The sequence below is a fragment of the Ruegeria sp. CL3 genome (assembly GCF_056536505.1).
Map to the genome: position 1 here is coordinate 201,266 of NZ_JBQFPT010000001.1, position 15,647 is coordinate 216,912.

General features: G+C 57.3%; 19 protein-coding genes and 1 other RNA gene. 6 read left to right on the plus strand and 14 right to left on the minus strand.

Translation table 11 applies throughout. The features are described from left to right. Positions 1–3: 3 nt before the first annotated feature. Entirely contained in the window at positions 4–237 is a 234-nt protein-coding gene (locus ACR0NO_RS00995) for a sulfurtransferase TusA family protein (RefSeq protein ID WP_170373795.1), read from the minus strand. 105 nt (positions 238–342) lie between these two features. On the opposite strand from ACR0NO_RS00995, the gene ACR0NO_RS01000 reads away from it, so the two are divergent. From ACR0NO_RS01000 to ACR0NO_RS01015, 4 genes are all read left to right on the plus strand, one after another. Then, entirely contained in the window at positions 343–1,095 is a 753-nt protein-coding gene (locus tag ACR0NO_RS01000) for a cytochrome c biogenesis CcdA family protein (RefSeq protein WP_170373794.1), read from the plus strand. A 55-nt stretch (positions 1,096–1,150) separates the two neighbouring features. Beyond that, a complete protein-coding gene (locus ACR0NO_RS01005) occupies positions 1,151–2,347 on the plus strand; it encodes a hypothetical protein (RefSeq protein WP_480722687.1) in 1,197 nt (398 codons plus the stop codon). Beyond that, positions 2,344–3,693 (plus strand): cytochrome P450, encoded by a 1,350-nt coding sequence (locus ACR0NO_RS01010; RefSeq protein ID WP_480722688.1) that lies wholly within the window; start codon positions 2,344–2,346, stop codon positions 3,691–3,693. Before ACR0NO_RS01005 ends, ACR0NO_RS01010 begins: the two co-directional genes overlap by 4 nt. 73 nt (positions 3,694–3,766) lie before the next feature. Further along, positions 3,767–4,648, plus strand: a complete 882-nt coding sequence (locus ACR0NO_RS01015) for a fructose bisphosphate aldolase (protein ID WP_480722689.1) — start codon at positions 3,767–3,769, stop codon at positions 4,646–4,648. Positions 4,649–4,651: 3 nt separating this feature from the next. Here ACR0NO_RS01015 and ACR0NO_RS01020 read toward each other — a convergent pair whose 3' ends face one another. Genes ACR0NO_RS01020 through fumC form a run of 4 tightly spaced genes read right to left on the minus strand, consistent with a single transcriptional unit; the run spans position 4,652 to position 7,101 of the window. Beyond that, positions 4,652–5,254 (minus strand): DNA-3-methyladenine glycosylase I, encoded by a 603-nt coding sequence (locus tag ACR0NO_RS01020; RefSeq protein WP_480722690.1) that lies wholly within the window; start codon positions 5,252–5,254, stop codon positions 4,652–4,654. A 58-nt stretch (positions 5,255–5,312) separates the two neighbouring features. Beyond that, entirely contained in the window at positions 5,313–5,534 is a 222-nt protein-coding gene (locus tag ACR0NO_RS01025; RefSeq protein WP_170479303.1) for a ribbon-helix-helix domain-containing protein, read from the minus strand. Beyond that, on the minus strand, positions 5,531–5,707 hold the full coding sequence (locus ACR0NO_RS01030) for a DUF4169 family protein (protein WP_480722691.1): 177 nt from the start codon (positions 5,705–5,707) through the stop codon (positions 5,531–5,533). Before ACR0NO_RS01030 ends, ACR0NO_RS01025 begins: the two co-directional genes overlap by 4 nt. Next, on the minus strand, positions 5,707–7,101 hold the full coding sequence (gene fumC, locus ACR0NO_RS01035) for a class II fumarate hydratase (RefSeq protein WP_480722692.1): 1,395 nt from the start codon (positions 7,099–7,101) through the stop codon (positions 5,707–5,709). The genes ACR0NO_RS01030 and fumC overlap by 1 nt, the downstream gene beginning before the upstream one ends. A gap of 241 nt (positions 7,102–7,342) precedes the next feature. On the opposite strand from fumC, the gene ACR0NO_RS01040 reads away from it, so the two are divergent. After that, positions 7,343–7,858: a hypothetical protein gene (locus ACR0NO_RS01040; protein WP_480722832.1), complete on the plus strand. Its 516-nt coding sequence runs from the start codon at positions 7,343–7,345 to the stop codon at positions 7,856–7,858. A 29-nt stretch (positions 7,859–7,887) separates the two neighbouring features. Here the strand turns inward: ACR0NO_RS01040 and ACR0NO_RS01045 are convergent, their stop codons facing one another. From ACR0NO_RS01045 to ACR0NO_RS01085, 9 genes are all read right to left on the minus strand, one after another. Beyond that, positions 7,888–8,346 carry an SspB family protein gene (locus tag ACR0NO_RS01045; RefSeq protein WP_480722693.1) on the minus strand — a complete coding sequence of 153 codons (459 nt, stop codon included), beginning with the start codon at positions 8,344–8,346 and terminating at the stop codon, positions 7,888–7,890. Between the two features lie 76 nt (positions 8,347–8,422). After that, positions 8,423–9,676: a chromate efflux transporter gene (chrA, locus tag ACR0NO_RS01050; RefSeq protein WP_480722694.1), complete on the minus strand. Its 1,254-nt coding sequence runs from the start codon at positions 9,674–9,676 to the stop codon at positions 8,423–8,425. A gap of 161 nt (positions 9,677–9,837) precedes the next feature. Next, positions 9,838–10,269 (minus strand): ester cyclase, encoded by a 432-nt coding sequence (locus tag ACR0NO_RS01055; protein ID WP_480722695.1) that lies wholly within the window; start codon positions 10,267–10,269, stop codon positions 9,838–9,840. A gap of 94 nt (positions 10,270–10,363) precedes the next feature. Continuing rightward, positions 10,364–10,711: a transfer-messenger RNA gene (ssrA, locus tag ACR0NO_RS01060) on the minus strand. 25 nt (positions 10,712–10,736) lie between these two features. Further along, entirely contained in the window at positions 10,737–11,099 is a 363-nt protein-coding gene (locus ACR0NO_RS01065; RefSeq protein WP_170665087.1) for a DUF4345 family protein, read from the minus strand. 18 nt (positions 11,100–11,117) lie between these two features. Next, the gene (locus ACR0NO_RS01070) at positions 11,118–11,768 is read right to left on the minus strand and encodes a TenA family protein (protein ID WP_480722696.1); all 651 of its coding nucleotides are present in this window, start codon (positions 11,766–11,768) and stop codon (positions 11,118–11,120) included. A gap of 75 nt (positions 11,769–11,843) precedes the next feature. Then, the gene (locus ACR0NO_RS01075; RefSeq protein WP_170373782.1) at positions 11,844–12,494 is read right to left on the minus strand and encodes a hypothetical protein; all 651 of its coding nucleotides are present in this window, start codon (positions 12,492–12,494) and stop codon (positions 11,844–11,846) included. Positions 12,495–12,507: 13 nt separating this feature from the next. Beyond that, positions 12,508–13,908 carry a selenium-binding protein SBP56-related protein gene (locus tag ACR0NO_RS01080; RefSeq protein ID WP_480722697.1) on the minus strand — a complete coding sequence of 467 codons (1,401 nt, stop codon included), beginning with the start codon at positions 13,906–13,908 and terminating at the stop codon, positions 12,508–12,510. 128 nt (positions 13,909–14,036) lie between these two features. Further along, positions 14,037–14,768, minus strand: coding sequence for a GntR family transcriptional regulator (locus tag ACR0NO_RS01085; RefSeq protein WP_170641685.1), 732 nt, complete (start codon positions 14,766–14,768; stop codon positions 14,037–14,039). An 84-nt stretch (positions 14,769–14,852) separates the two neighbouring features. Between ACR0NO_RS01085 and ACR0NO_RS01090 the strand changes: the two genes are divergently transcribed. After that, positions 14,853–15,644, plus strand: coding sequence for a DUF2182 domain-containing protein (locus ACR0NO_RS01090; RefSeq protein WP_480722698.1), 792 nt, complete (start codon positions 14,853–14,855; stop codon positions 15,642–15,644). Positions 15,645–15,647 lie beyond the last annotated feature (3 nt).

Below are 15,647 nucleotides of genomic sequence, written 5' to 3' on the forward strand. Positions count from 1 at the left end.
GACTTAGCCCGCTTTTTGGATCAGATACACCTGATGGCCGTTCTCTTCGCCTTGCGACAGTAGGGTGTGGCCGCTCTCCGAACAAAAATGCGGGACATCAACTATCGCCGCAGGATCATCTGCCAGCACGCGCAATACTGCTCCACCGGGCAAGGACTTCAACCTTTTGCGCGCTTTCAACACAGGCAAAGGGCACAACAGGCCCAGGGCATCGAGGGTTTCAGTAGGATTAGACATAAGGCTCAGATATTTCGCCCAAGGCGCAGTGTCCAGCGCGCAACCACGAGGATGTGACCGAATAGCCCCGTGACGAAGCCGCCTTCATACCATATGTGCTGAAACATGTTCGGAATAGATATCATCGACGCGGGTCTGCTGCCTGCTATGTTCATCGCCCTGATCGGCGGTTTGATCAGTTTTCTGTCGCCTTGTGTGCTGCCGATCGTGCCGCCGTACCTGGCGTATATGAGCGGCGTCAGCATCAACGAGATGCAGGATCAGGCCCGCGCCCGGCGCAAGGCGACTTTGACCGCCTTGTTCTTCGTTCTGGGGCTGTCGACCGTGTTCCTGCTGCTTGGCTTTACCGCCTCGGCCTTCGGGGCGTTTGTTCTGAAAAATCAGGTGCTTTTCGCCAAGCTCTCGGGTGCGGTGGTGATTGTCTTTGGCCTGCACTTTCTGAACGTGTTCCGTATCCCTCTGCTGGATCGCGAAGCGCGGGTTGAAACCGGAGACTCCGGCGGCTCGGTCTTTGGCGCTTATATTCTGGGTCTTGCGTTTGCCTTTGGCTGGACGCCGTGTATTGGCCCTCAGTTGGGTGCAATCCTGTCGTTGGCCGCGTCTGAGGCATCGGTCGCGCGGGGCACTTTGTTGCTCGGCGTCTATGCGGCGGGTCTGGGTATTCCGTTCCTGCTGGCTGCGATGTTCCTGAATCGCTCAATGGGTGTCATGAACCGGATCAAACCCTATATGGGCACGATCGAGAAGGTCATGGGCGGGCTTCTTCTGTTCGTGGGCATCATGCTGATCACGGGCCTCTTCACCGAATTCAGCTGGTGGCTGCTGGAAACCTTCCCGGCGCTGGCGGTTCTGGGCTGATCCACCTTACCTTGGCCGCAATGCTGCGTTAACCTGCGCAGCAGAAGGTAAGGCCATGAGCAGTCAGATAAATCAGCCACAGCTGCGCAGGCGGCATGTGTTTTACATTCCCGGCTACGACCCGATCCCCGCGCGGCGTTACCGCGAGCTGTATCGGACCGAGTCGCAAGCGCAGGCTGAGATCTCGGGATACCAGATCAACCTTGCGCCAAAGACGGGCGACGGCCCGTTTGGCTGGCATGTTTCATCTGTTCAGGATGGGGTTGAGGTTCAAACAGATGTCGAGGTTCTGGTCTGGTCCGATATCGTGCAGGACAGCATGTCGGGCTCGATTCTCGCGACCTATTTGCAGCTTGGTCAGACGGCGTGGACCTATATCTCATCGGGTACGTTAAAAAGGCTGCGGCAGCTCAGGAAGGGCCCGGTGATTGCTGCGCTCTATCCGGTGGGGATGCTGCTGTTGCAACTTCTCGCTGCCGTGTTGATCGTGATCCTTGCGGTCACTCTGGCTGGATGGTGGGGGCTGCTGCCGGGTTTGGCTTTGGCCTATGGCTTGCTGCGCTGGTTCCGCAAAATCGACAATCGCCTTTTCGCCTATTACCTGATGCATGATTACGCATACTCGGCGCAATTTCAGGGGGAGATTCCGGGCAAACTGCAACACCGCCTGGAGGAGTTCGCGGATTTGATCGAGGCCGCGCTAAAGACGGATGTTGATGAGGTTCTGGTCGTCGGCCATAGCTCGGGCGCGCATCTTGGCGTTTCTGTTCTGGCGGATGTTCTGCGTAGACAGACCGCAAGTGGGCCAGCACTGTCGTTTCTGACACTCGGGCAAGTGGTGCCTATGGTCTCGTTCCTGCCCAAAGCACAGAAACTCAGGTCGGACCTTCAGTTCCTGTCTACTCAAACGGCTTTGACATGGGTGGATGTCTCAGCGCCCGGTGATGGGTGTTCTTTCGCCCTATGTGACCCGGTTGCCGTTAGCGGAGTCTCTGGTCCCGACAAGAAATGGCCTCTGGTCCTGTCCGCCGCCTTTACACAGACGCTGTCGCCCGAGCGATCGAAAGCCCTGCGGTGGAGGTTCTTTCGGCTGCATTTTCAATACCTCTGCGCCTTTGATCGACCGGGAACATATGACTATTTCCGCATCACTGCGGGACCTCTGACATTGGCAGAACGGTTTAAAGACCGCGCGCCGTCAAATAGCCGGATCGAGACGCCGGTCTCGAAATACACGGAAACGAGCCGATGAAGCCGCCCAAGCCGCAGTCTCGTTCGGATCGTGTCTCTCTCTGGCGTTATCTGAAATTGTTCCGGCAGGACCTATTGTCGGCGCAGCCTCAACGCCTCTATCGCGCGTGGATGGCTGAGTTTCGCACGCCGTTTTTCCGGTCCTACATGATCAATCAACCGGATTTGGTGGATGAGGTCCTCAAGAAACGCCCGGATGATTTTCCGAAATCCCATCGTATCAGTGAAGGGCTGCGGCCATTGCTGGGGGAGTCCGTGTTTCTGACCAATGGCGCGGTGTGGAAACGCCAGCGCCGTATCATTGACCCCGCTTTTGAGGGCGGACGTCTGAAGGATACGTTCCCGGCCATGCTCGCCGCCGCAGACGCTTGTGTGGATCGGCTGCGACCTTTGGTGGGAACGCAAGTCGAGTGCGAACAGGTCACCAGCCATGCCGCCGCTGACGTGATTTTCCGAACTCTGTTTTCCGTGCCTATCGAACACGACATCGCCGCACAGGTATTTGATAGGTTCCGAGCGTATCAGCGCGAGCAGCCCTTGTTGAACCTGGCCGCTTTTGTGCCGCTCCCGCGCTGGTTGCCCCGATTTCATTCGCGAAAGACTCGTAAGACCGCGCAAGAGATTCGTTCCCTGATTGCCAATCTGACGAAAGATCGGGCTGCGGCGATTGCTGCGCATCGCGCGCCCGATGATCTGGCAACCAAGATCATGACGACACCTGACCTGGAAACCGGCAAGTGTTTTGAGCCGGAGGAGATGGTCGATCAGGTTGCGATTTTCTTTCTGGCCGGACACGAAACCAGCGCCTCGGCTTTGGCGTGGACGCTCTACCTGATGGCGCTTTACCCCGAGTGGCAGGAGAGACTAGCGAAGGAAGCTGAAGCACTTGACGATCGTTCTTTCGCGGTGATGTCCAAGCTGAAACTCAGCCGCGACGTGTTCCGTGAGGCCCTCAGGCTCTATCCGCCAGTGCCGATGATGGTCCGGCAGGCTAGTTGCCCCGAGAGGTTTCGCAACAGAGACATTCCAAAAGGGTCGCAGATCGTGATCAGCCCCTGGCATCTGCATCGGCAAGAGCGGCTGTGGGACAACCCGGATGGTTTCGATCCCAATCGTTGGAGCACGGAAAACGGCAAAACCTGTCAGCGTGAGGCCTATATACCCTTCTCGACAGGCCCGCGCGTCTGTCCCGGGGCCGGGTTTGCGATGGTCGAGGGGCCTTTGATCCTTTCCACTTTGCTGCGCCATTTCAGATTCGAAACAATCCCGGACAAAACGCCCGTTCCGGTGGCTCATCTGACGGTCAGATCGCGGGATGGCATATGGTTGCGCGTGGTTGAGCGCTAACAAACTACCATCACCCATAACTGTGCTGTATGCGGTGAAGGAAATCGGAATCAGTCTTGAACGGGAAAATACTATGTCCAAAGCAGAACAGCGCGCGCAGATGTCAGATGGAGCAGGCTTTATTGCAGCACTGGATCAAAGCGGCGGATCAACCCCGAAAGCTCTGGCGCTCTACGGCGTGGATGCCGCGCAATACGCCTCGGAAGAGGAGATGTTCGGCGAAATCCAGAACATGCGCGCGCGGATCATCCTGGCGGATGACTTCACCAAGGACAAAGTGATCGGCGCGATCCTGTTCGAACGCACCCTTGGCGAAGAGATCGAAGGTCGCAAGGTCGCCGATTACCTATGGTCCGTCAAAGGGATCGTGCCGTTCCTGAAGATCGACAAAGGTCTGGAAGACACTTCGAACGGTGTTCAGATGATGAAGCCGATCCCGGGGCTGGCCGAAACACTGGCCCAAACGGAAGGCGTGTTTGGCACCAAGGAACGCTCGGTTATCCATGAAGCCAACGCCGAAGGCATCGCCGCCATTGTTGCCCAGCAATTCGACGTGGCTCGCGTTGTGACCGACGCTGGCATGGTGCCGATTGTCGAGCCCGAAGTGAACATCAACTCGGAAACCAAGGCCGAGGCCGAAGATATCCTGAAAGCCGAAATCCTGAAAAACCTCGACCAGCTGGTTGAAGGGCAGGAGGTCATGCTGAAACTGACCATCCCAAGCGTCGCGAACCTCTTTGACGAATTGGCCGATCACCCGCGTGTTCTACGTGTCGTGGCCTTGTCAGGTGGTTACTCGACCGAGCAGGCCTGTGATCTGCTGGGTCAGAACGGCAAGATGATCGCGTCTTTCTCTCGCGCGTTGACCGAGGGGCTTGCGAAACAGCAATCGGATGCGGAATTCAACGCCGCCCTTGGAAGCAATATCGACAAGATCTTTAAAGCGTCGGCCTGACGCCTAAACCGGTTTGATGAAATCGCGGCGCATCTGCGCCGCTTTTTCCCGGCTGACGCAGCCTATCGCGTGATCATTGATCAGCCCCATCGCCTGCATGAAGGCAAAAACAGTGGTGGGGCCGACAAACTTCCAGCCCTTCTTTTTCAGGTCTTTCGACATCGCCACTGACTCGGCTGAGGTGCTGGCGGTCTGTGGCTCTGGCGGTGAGGTCGGTTCATACCGCCAGACATAGGCCGCGAGGGAACCTTCATGCGCCACCAACTCCTGCGCGCGTCGGGCATTGTTGATCACGGCTTCGATCTTTCCGCGATGGCGGATGATACCTGCATCTTGCAAAAGGCGTTCGACATCTACCTCAGAAAACTCGGCCATCTTATTGAAATCAAATTCGCAAAAGGCCCGGCGAAAATTCTCGCGCTTGTTCAGGATCGTGCGCCAGCTGAGGCCGGACTGAAAACTCTCAAGACACAATTTTTCGAACAGTCGTCGATTATCGGACACCGGGTAACCCCATTCCGTGTCATGATAGTCGAAGAACTCGGGTGCCGCTTGACACCATGCGCACCGGGTGAGGCCATCAGGACCCAAAACTGCTTTGCTCATAAATGTACCTATTTTGTTCTCACTTAGGCTACACTCAAAGCTTGGGCTCTGACAAGCGTCAAAGCTTGTCGCGGTACCAGTTCAGAATGAAAACACGAATGGCCGATGCCAACCCTGTTTCAGGGTCGCGTGCGACATCAATGTCTGCAGCCAACGCATTGATAGGTTGTTGTTTTTCTTCGGCAATGTCGCGAAACGCCCGCCAGAACTCATCCTCAAGCGAGACCGATGTTCGATGCCCCTTAAGGGTCAGCGAGCGTTTGACCGGAGGACCGCTCATTCGTCCAGCTCGTGATTGTCCAGATCGCGGTTCTGCTTGTCTTTATGCAGCTTCACGACCTGTTTTTCGGCCTTGCTGCGCCCAGAGGCGACCGCATTCTGATCCGCGCGGGCCTTTTTCTCGGCCCGCGCTTTCTCTTTCCGATACCGGTTCAAGTTGACCGGCTTACCCATCAGTCTTTCGGGCCGATCATCTGTTCGGGGCGCACAACGGCGTCAAAGGTTTCTTCATCGACAAAGCCCAGCGCGACGGCCTCTTCCTTGAGGGTGGTGCCGTTCTTATGCGCCGTTTTGGCAACCGTGGTGGCGTTGTCATAGCCGATGGTCGGGGCCAGAGCGGTCACCAGCATCAGCGATTCCTTCATCAGCTTGTCGATGCGCGGTTCGTTGGCTTGAATGCCCGATAGCATCCGTTCGGTAAAGCTGTCGGTGGCGTCGCCAAGCAGTTGGATCGACTGCAGAAGGTTGTAGGACATCATAGGGTTATAGACATTCAGCTGGAAATGACCCTGGGAGCCCGCGAACTTAATCGCAGCATCATTGCCCATGACATGTGCGGCCACCTGAGTGAGGGCTTCGGCCTGTGTCGGGTTCACTTTGCCAGGCATAATAGACGATCCTGGCTCGTTTTCAGGCAGAATCAGTTCTCCTAGACCCGAGCGGGGGCCTGAGCCTAGCAAGCGAATATCGTTGGCGATCTTGTAGCAAGACCCTGCGATGGTCGCCAATGCACCGGACAAGAAGACCATGGCGTCATGCGCGGCTAGGGCTTCAAATTTGTTCGGAGCGGTTACAAAGGGCAGGCCAGTGATTTCAGCCATGTTGGCGGCGACGGCTTCGTCCCATCCACCATGGGTGTTCAACCCGGTTCCAACGGCAGTTCCACCTTGCGCCAGCTCGTAGATACCGGGCATTGCAGCCTTAACACGGGTAATGCCCTGACGGATCTGATGGGCGTAGGCTCCGAATTCCTGCTCCAGCGTCAGAGGAGTCGCATCCTGCGTATGAGTGCGACCGATCTTGATGATACCCGCGAATTCAGCGGCCTTCTTCTCAAGCGTTTCGGCGAATTTGGTCAGACCGGGCAGCAGCACGTCGCGTACGCTGACCGCAGTTGCGATATGCATGGCGGTGGGGAACGTGTCGTTCGACGATTGGCCCATGTTGCAGTGATCATTGGGGTGAACTGGGTCTTTCGAGCCGATGACACCGCCCAGAATCTCGATCGCGCGGTTTGCGATCACTTCATTCGAGTTCATGTTGGACTGCGTGCCCGAGCCGGTCTGCCATACGACCAGAGGGAAGTTGTCGTCGAACTTGCCCTCAATCACCTCACCAGCGGCCTGAATGATCGCGTCGGCGATCTTAGCGTCCAGCTTGCCGGTCGCTTTGTTCTCCATTGCGCAGGCTTTTTTGATCACGCCCAGAGCGCGCACGATGGCCACGGGTTGCTTCTCCCAGCCGATGGGGAAGTTCATAATCGAGCGCTGCGTCTGCGCCCCCCAGTACTTGTCAGCGGGAACCTCGAGCGGGCCAAAGCTGTCGGATTCGGTGCGGGTCTGAGACATCGGGTACTCCGTCTGGTATGCAGTTGTATGCCGTTTAGCCAAGGCCGCGCCGCAACGCAATTGGCCAGTTGCGCGCAGCTTAAACTCAACAAAACCCAAGGTATAGGCGCAAGGCGGGTGAAATTGTTTTAATCGCGCGCGTAAGCACCATTGTGCGCGCGTGCTGCTGAGCTACAATATATGTGTGGCCATCGTGGAGGATGAAATGCCAATCTCAGCTCGGATGATCCCGTTGAAAACCATGTTGTTGGCTATGGGGCTGGTCCTGCTGGGCACGCTGGCAAACGCATCCAGTATCACGCCCTTCGTCGGGGACTACACCGGATCCGCCAATGTTGTCGACGTAGATGGAACTGCAACGCCTCGGGATATGAGCGTTTCGATCCATGAGACCCGCCACGGGTTCAATGTCAGCTGGACCACAACGACCTACAAGCTGGACGGGCGGGTCAAGCAACAGAAATTCTCAGTCGATTTTGTGTCCTCGGACCGGCCCGATGTGTTTTCGGCTGCTATGCAACGGAATGTGTTCGGGCATGAGGTGCCTCTGGACCCAATGAAAGGAGAACCCTTTGTCTGGGGCCGGATTGAAGGGGACACGATGACCGTGTTTTCCCTGTTTATTGATGCGCAGGGCGGCTACGAGTTGCAGCAATATGATCGAACCCTGGCCGAGGGCGGCTTGAACCTGTCTTTCTCGCGCTTCATCAACGGAGACAAATCCCGCGCGGTCGAGACCTTTTTGCAAAAAAAATAAACCCCGCGACGGGCGCGGGGCTTGATTGCCTATTTGCGGAAGCTGTCCAATGAGACGACGTCGGCGTCGTGATGAACCTCGGGTTCTTCGACCTCGATTGTCTCTTCTATGAATTCCTCTTCCGCGTCGTCATCCTCGGGGCCTTCAAAGCGCAGGCCGAATTCGACGGACGGATCCACGAATGTCTTGATAGCCGTGTAGGGGATATAGAGCGGTTCCGGCGCATCGCCGAAGTTCAACGTAATCGCAAAGCCGTTTTCGCCGACCTCGAGGTTTTCGAACCAGTGCTGCATCACGATCGTCATCTCTTCGGGATAGCGGTCACGCAGCCAGTCTGCGATGTCGACGCCGTCTTCTTTTGTATCGAACGTGATGAAGAAATGGTGCGCGCCGGGCAAGCCGGTTTCAGAGACGCCGGTCAGAACGGTTTTGATCAGCCCGCGCATGGCGGTGTGCATCAGGTTTCCATAGTCGATGTCTTGCGACATGTGTCATCCTCGAAAGTGGTTGCATCCAGCATAGGCGTTTTAGCTGGAAACGAAAGGGCGGGTATCGCCGGATTGATCATAAAAGCTGGATAGCGATGCCAGCGACGGACATTAGTGCCAGAACTGTTGCCATCCCTAATTTTGCCCGAAAAATCAATACCCCAGCGGCGATAGTGAGCGCAGCCGCAGTGAGGTTTAGCGATTCCCAAACAGGCAGAGGTATCGAGACAGGCCCCCAACTGTATTGCGTGAGCGCACCGAATAGAACGTTCAAGGCGAACCACACGGAGAGGTTGAGAATCACACCTACGACGGCTGCCGTGATGCCATGCAAAGCGGCAGAGAGCCGAGGGCGCGTCGCCAGTTTGTCCAAATACGGAGCGGCGAGAAAGATCCAAAGGAAACACGGTACGAACGTCGCCCATAGCGCAACCGCACCTGCGGCGAAGGCCAGTGAGACCCCACCGTTTATTTGTCCGGTCAGCATCGCGACAAATTGCGTGACCAGAATCAACGGGCCGGGGGTGGTTTCCGCAAGGCCCAGTGCGTCGATCATCTGACCGGTACTGATCCATTGGTATTGGTCAACTACGGTCTGGGTCATGTAAGCCAGAACCGCGTAGGCCCCGCCAAAGGTCACCACGGCCAGACGCGCGAAGAACCATCCCAGATCACTGAGCAATTGATGACCGGACAGGGACAGGAGGACCAATGGTCCGAGCCAGAGCGGCACCCAAATGGCAACCGTGCGTAGGGTGCCGGAAAAACTTGCGCGCGAGGGGGGGGGTTGCTGCGCGACGGGTCCTTTGAAAGACACATAGCCCCATAGTGCTGCGGCCAGAATGATCAGTGGGAAGGGCAGGTTGAACAGGAAGATGCCCAGGAATCCGATCCCCGCGATGAGGCGGTGTTCCGTGTCGGTCAAAGCCTTTCGTGACAGGTTCAGGAGCGCTTGAAGGACGATCACGATGACCGTGGCCTTGATCCCCAGAAAACCGGCTTGCACAAGGGGCAGGGTGCCGAAGCTCGCATAGAGCAGAACCAGCGCAGAGATGACTATTGCCCCCGGCAGAACAAACAGGGTGCCAGCAATCAACCCTCCGGTCACGCCCCGAAGACGCCAGCCCGCATAAGTGGCCAGCTGCATCGCCTCTGGCCCCGGCAGCAACATGCATAGGGAAAGAGCGCGCAAATAGGTTTCCTCGGACAACCAGGCGCGACGGTCTACCAACTCCTGATGCATCAAGGATATCTGCGCCGCAGGGCCGCCGAAGGACAAAAGGCCAATTCTGCCGAAGACCAGAACAAGCTCGCGCACCGATGGCGTCATGTCACGTTAGCCCAACGGTCAAAATGCGCTCGGATGGCTGGATTTTTCGATCACGAAGCATGATCCATTTCCCTGCAATAGCGGCCGCGCACCGAATGCGCGCGGCACGTATGGCCTTAGCTATCGCGTCAGAAACTTGGGGGTCAAGGCGGCTTGGGTGTTCAGCTCCAATCCAGTCGCTGACCGGTCATGCAGACGGGCAGGGTATCCTGCGGAAACTGACCAAGTTGTTCAAAAAACGATATGAAATCGAACTGGTTGTAGGCCTCGACCATCTTTTCGCCTTTGAAGCGGGCCATGACCTGGCCCGTCACCTCCAGCGGGGCACCGTTGTCGGCGCGGAAGGTTTTGACGTGCAAAATGGCAGACACCCAATCCCCGTTTTCGATGATCTTTGGCAGCTCGACCGAGATTTCACCCAGAATATGCCGGAAGGCCATCACAAGATCGCGAAAATCACCGGCCCCAACCTGCATTTCGGGGATCAGCCCCTCGGCCATGGTGTCCGGCGCAAAGTACTGATCAATTGCATCGGTATTCCCTTGTTCCCAAACTTCCGAATACCACGCTTTCAAGATATCTGAGTGGGTCATCCCGGCCCTCCTGTCTGTCTGGGATGACTTTGGACAAAAGAGATGAATAAACTCTGAATCTGAGCCGAAATAAACGCAGACATAAGGTAGGGGAAATGCAGGTTTCTGTTGCCAGGTACCTGCGAACCCCGCCTTACGCGGCTAGGCGCAAGGGCTTAAGTTTCGGTCTTGTTACTGCTTACGCAGCAACTGCAACCGGAGCACGATTGTCGTTTGCAATTGTACTAGTTTCGCCGATAACGGTGGCAGACAGCCGAGACAAAGCTAACCCCTTTAGACGTTCGTCGATCCTATTTCGGCCCCAAAATCCTCAAACGAAGGATGTTTGGTGGAGCCGCCGGGTACCGCCCCCGGGTCCGATCCGCTTATTACGAGCGCGTTTATGTCCATAGTCCCGAAGGACAGAACTTATATAGGTGAGGAGATTTCGGGATGCAAACCCGGAAATGCCCTTTGAGCACTGTAAATCACGGGGTGCGGTTCAGATTTGCGGCGATCAGCCAGACGGCCAGGATCAGTTCAATTCCCCCGAAAATCATGGCCTTAGCAAGTGGTGGATTGTCCAGCAGCACCGACACGAACCGTCCCAAAGCCGCCCCGGCATAGGCTACGCCCAGCATGGCGTATGCCATTGGGTGGTTTAGCCAGATCACGGCGATGCCCGTGACAACGAACAACCCTCCGACCGAGGCGCGCATCTCGCTCAGACCCATGTTGCTGTTCGTCGGGGCCAGATCCAGCGCCGTCGCGGTGTGCAAAGGTGCGAGAAAGCCGAACAGGCCAAAGCCGATGGTCAGCAGAGCCGCGATGACGTTGAGGATATGTACCATGATTGTGCCTTTGTCCGGTTACACCGCGTAGGCGGCGTCAAAGAAGTCTTTCTCCAGCTCGACCGCCCGGTGGAACAGCCGTGTTACTTCGGCTTGCGCCTCTGGCGTCAAGGTGGGCCAGGTCTTGTCGAGCTGCCCGCGCAGATACTCGACCACGCCCTCAAAACCTTCTCCGGCATGTAGCGTGATCCATTCCGCGAACCAGAAGGGTAGGTCGGGTTTCGGCGGATTTTCCGCGCTGGCCCAGCTGAGATAGACCCATTCGGCGACAACCAGAACCGCCAGCATGTTCTCATACCGGCCCGAGGCTGCGGCCTCGGCCATCAGGTCCTGAAAGGCTTTGGTAGCGGGGGCAGGGTCGGTGCTGGGTTGGGTGCCCAGCGCTTCGAGCGAGCGCAGGAAGTAGGTATTTTCAGGCCCAGTAATCACCGCAAGAAACTGCGCGGCGGGAACGCTGTCGGCCAGGGTGGGCGCGTGTGCAATGGCGCTGGCCAGCAGGCGGACGAAGCCATCGACGAACTGATAGTCCTGTTGCAGATACCAGCGCATCTTGTCCTCGGGCAGGGTGCCTTCTGACAGCTCGCGCGTGAAGGCATGGGTGGTAGCGGCCTGCCAGTCGGCTGCCTTACCTTGGCGCAGCAATTCCGTGGGACGCGTGTTCTGGGACACTTCGAAAACTCCTAACTTCTTTCAAAGCAGGACAAAGCGGTTTTTCAAAACATGTGCAAGGTGATCGTGCGGCGACTAGATTGCGGACCAAAGCCCCAACACGCCGACCAAAATCAAGCTGAGTGCCCAGATGAGTTCAAGGTTGAACCAGGTGCGTGAGAGGAATTGAAGCCCAAGCCAGCGATAGACGCCATAGGCCAGAAGGCCACCTCCCAGGATCATGGCGGCCGTGTGCAGCGCGGCCACCGCCAGAACCAGCAGGGTATTTGTTGTCATGATCTGAGAGATAGCCTGATGCCCGGCGTCCAGCTCATCCAAGTTGCACAGGCCCAGATAGATCGGAACCAGCATCAAGGCTGCGCCGTGGGCGAGCGCGACCAGAAAGGACCACAGCGCGAGTTTGCTGGGCGGCACGCGCGACAAAAACCGAGGGTGGTTGCGCGTGACGGCAATATACAGCCCCATCGCAATGACGATCAGCGCAGCCCCGATGCGGATTTCGCGTTGGTAGTCGATCAACACGGCCATCATCGCAAATGGCAGCAGGACTCCCAGCATCGCCAGGAAATGACCGCCCGCAAGGGCCGCCAACGCACGCCAGAGGGCCGATTGGCGCTGCTCCATCAACGCGGAGGAGACAGCAAGCGGCCAGCCCATACCGGGATTCAGCCCGTGATAGGCGCCGCTGAGAACAACGGCCAGCCAGAGGCCAGCCGTTGATGTCATCAGAAATTCCAACTCAGACCGAGGGGTAGCAGAAACTGTCGGTCGAACAGTCTCCGCCCTCCAGCCGGATCTGATGGCTGCGATAGCCTTCGGGGAACTCGACCCAGAACTTGGGATCCAAGGTCAGACCGCCGTTCTCGCCGACGTCGGCTTTGACCATGGCTGCGCCCCGTTCACCCGGATAGAACTGGTCGTCCCAAGTGGAATAGAGCGAGTTTGTCCAGTAGACCCGCTTGCCGTCGCGGCTGATTTCAACCATCTGCGGGCCATAGCCAAAGTCCTGACCGTTTGGATGTTTGGTCTTTTTGACGATCCCGCCAATTTCAACCTTGCCCGCTAGTGTCGGGTTCATCGGGTCCGAGACGTCATATTGATGCATCTCACCGGTGCCCCAGCAGGCGACATAGAGGTATTTGTCGTCGAGGCTCAGGTCGATATCCGTCACCAGCGGTGGAACGGCCGAGAAGCCTTTCAACAAGTCTGGCAGGTCATCCGGGTCGGCCGGCTGCGGGTCAATGGTGATGGTTTTCTTGGCCTCAAACGTGCCGTCGTCGTTTCGCCACCATGTGAAGATCGCGCCTTGCAGGTTGGTTGTGTCCACAACGACGCCGCAGAACCCATACTGCTTGACCGGATCGTGTGCGGGCCGAATCTCCAACGCCATCTGGTGGTTTTCCCCCAGATCAATGGTTTGGATATTGGTGCGGCTGCGCAGGTTCCAGAAATGGATGCTGTGTCCGTATTTGTTCGACAGCAGGTCCTCGGCCACGATCCCGTTCTCGAACTGTGGCGGCAGACCCCATTCAGAACTGACCATGTAGTCGCGAGGCAGGTTCCACCAGAAATCATAGTGCTTGTCTTGCACGCCGCGCTCGATCTCATACCGTCCGATGATCTCGAAGCTTTCGCAATCCATGATGAAGATACCCGGAGGGCCATCGGTCCCGTCCTCTCCGCCGCCACCTAGGGTGCTGACATAGATGCCCTCAGGCCCGCAATGAATGGTGTGAGGGCGAGAATACCCCGTCTTTGCAAAGACTTCCTCGGGTTCGATGATCTTGTGGATTTTGGCCTCAAGCGGGGTCTTCACGTCGATCACGTAGATCCGGCTGGAGCGGATGCCCGGAATGATCAAATAGCGCCGTTCCAGAAACGCGTGGCCCGTCAGCGGTGACAGCGCGGAAGAGCAAGCATTCCAGCCAAAGTGATGAAACTCATCGCCTTTTTCCGGCATGATGACCTGATGGACGATTTTTCCATAGTCGTCAGAAGTTGGATCGACATTCACAACCGCCAGCCCGTCAGGTTGCGAAAAATCCGGGCTGAGCATCAGCGTAAAAGCAAGCGTCTCAGTGGGGCCCTCCATCGCCAGCTTGGCAGATGGGTAAAAGGTTGGGTCCGGTCTTGTGTTCATAACATCCTCCCGTAAGATCATTGATCTTCAATTCGTTCTGAGAGTTCCGGTCTTAGCGCCGGGTGACATCCTGCCTGCTCGTGCTTCCTTTCTGCCTGTTGGTCTGCGTCAGATTTCGGGCCTGGGTGTCAGGCGGTTTTACGTTTGCGCTCGGCCACATCCCGGGCCAGCTGGCGCGTATAGGTTTCAAGTTCGATCAGCGTCGCGTCCACCGATGGGGCATCGCGTTCCTCAAGCGCGTCGGCTATCTTGGTGTGCAGCGCGATTATTTCTTCGCGTGAGCGCGCGGTGAAGGTGATCATGTTCATCAGCGGCTGCATGGCCTCGACCGCACCCGCGAGTTGATAGGACAGCACTGGATTGTCCGCGCCATCAACCAGCGCGCGGTGAAAGGCGACGTCTGAGGCGCAGAATGCCTCATCTGTCAGGCCCGGCTGAGCCTGACGGAAAATCTCGGCCCGCATTGTTGCCAGTTGATCCGCGGTGCGGCGTTCGGCCGACAAGGGCGCGCAGGCGCGTTCCAGCGCATACCGCGCCTCACAGGCCGTATCGAAACTGACGGCGTTCATCGACAGAAGCAGGGTCGAGGTGGTGATTTGCTGCGAATAGGCGTCCTCAAAGCTGATCCGGTTCACAAAGGCCCCACCAGTTGCACCGCGTTGGGTGCGGATCAGGGACTGAGCAGCCAAGCGCTTCAGGGCCTCTCGAACCGTAGGTCGCGACACCTGGAACTGATCCGCAAGCTCCGATTCAGAGGGCAGGCGCTCATCCACGATCAATTCTCCGGACACTATCGCGTTCCGAATGGCTTGTGCAATCTGGGCAGAGAGGTCTGCGGGATTGGCGGGGTCTATCTTCATTTTACAGCCGGTCTGAAAATTTTATTTGTCTGACATTTAAAAGTCTGACATTTGAAAAGCAAGAGAGTTGAGTCGGAGGATCACATGAGTCGCGCATTATTCCGCAGCGGAATGTGGCTGGCGTTCTATGCTGTGATCCTGTGGGCGTGGTGGGTCATGTTCTCGATGAGCCGCGACATGGACCTTGACTTCATTGGCCGGCCAGGGCCGATGGGACAGGCCATGGCGGCGATGGACCCACGCATGGATATGTATATGCCCATGGCCGAGTTCGGACCTTTGTTCTGGATGTGGGCGATCATGATGGCTGCAATGATGCTGCCGACGCTTGTGCCGACGCTCCGCAGCTATGACGACCTGATACGCAGCGCCAATGGTACGCGGGCTGGATGGCTGGGCGTTCTGGCCGGGTATTTCATCGTCTGGGTGGGATTTGCGGCGTTCATTGCGGCTGTGCAACTCGCCCTGCTGTTCGGTGGGTTTGTCGATATGCTGGGCATCGCCAAGTCCCATTGGGTGGCCGGAGGGCTGCTGATCGTGGTCGGCGCCTTCCAGTTCACTCGCGCGAAAGAGGTTTGCCACGGCGTCTGTCACGCCCCAATGACGTATTTTTTAAGCCATTGGAAAACCGGCTTTGCGGGCGGTGTGAGAATGGGGCTGGGCCTGGGCGCGTTCTGCGTCGGTTGCTGCTGGGGCTTCATGGCGCTCGGCTTTGTTGGTGGCGTCATGAGCCTTTTGTGGATGGGGTTGGCGACACTGTTCATGGTTTTGGAAAAACTCCCCCAGATCGGGCATGCTGTGACCCGACCCATGGGGTTCATACTGATCGCAGGCGGTATTGCGCTGCTGATCTATCCCTTTGCTTACGGAGGATAAGCT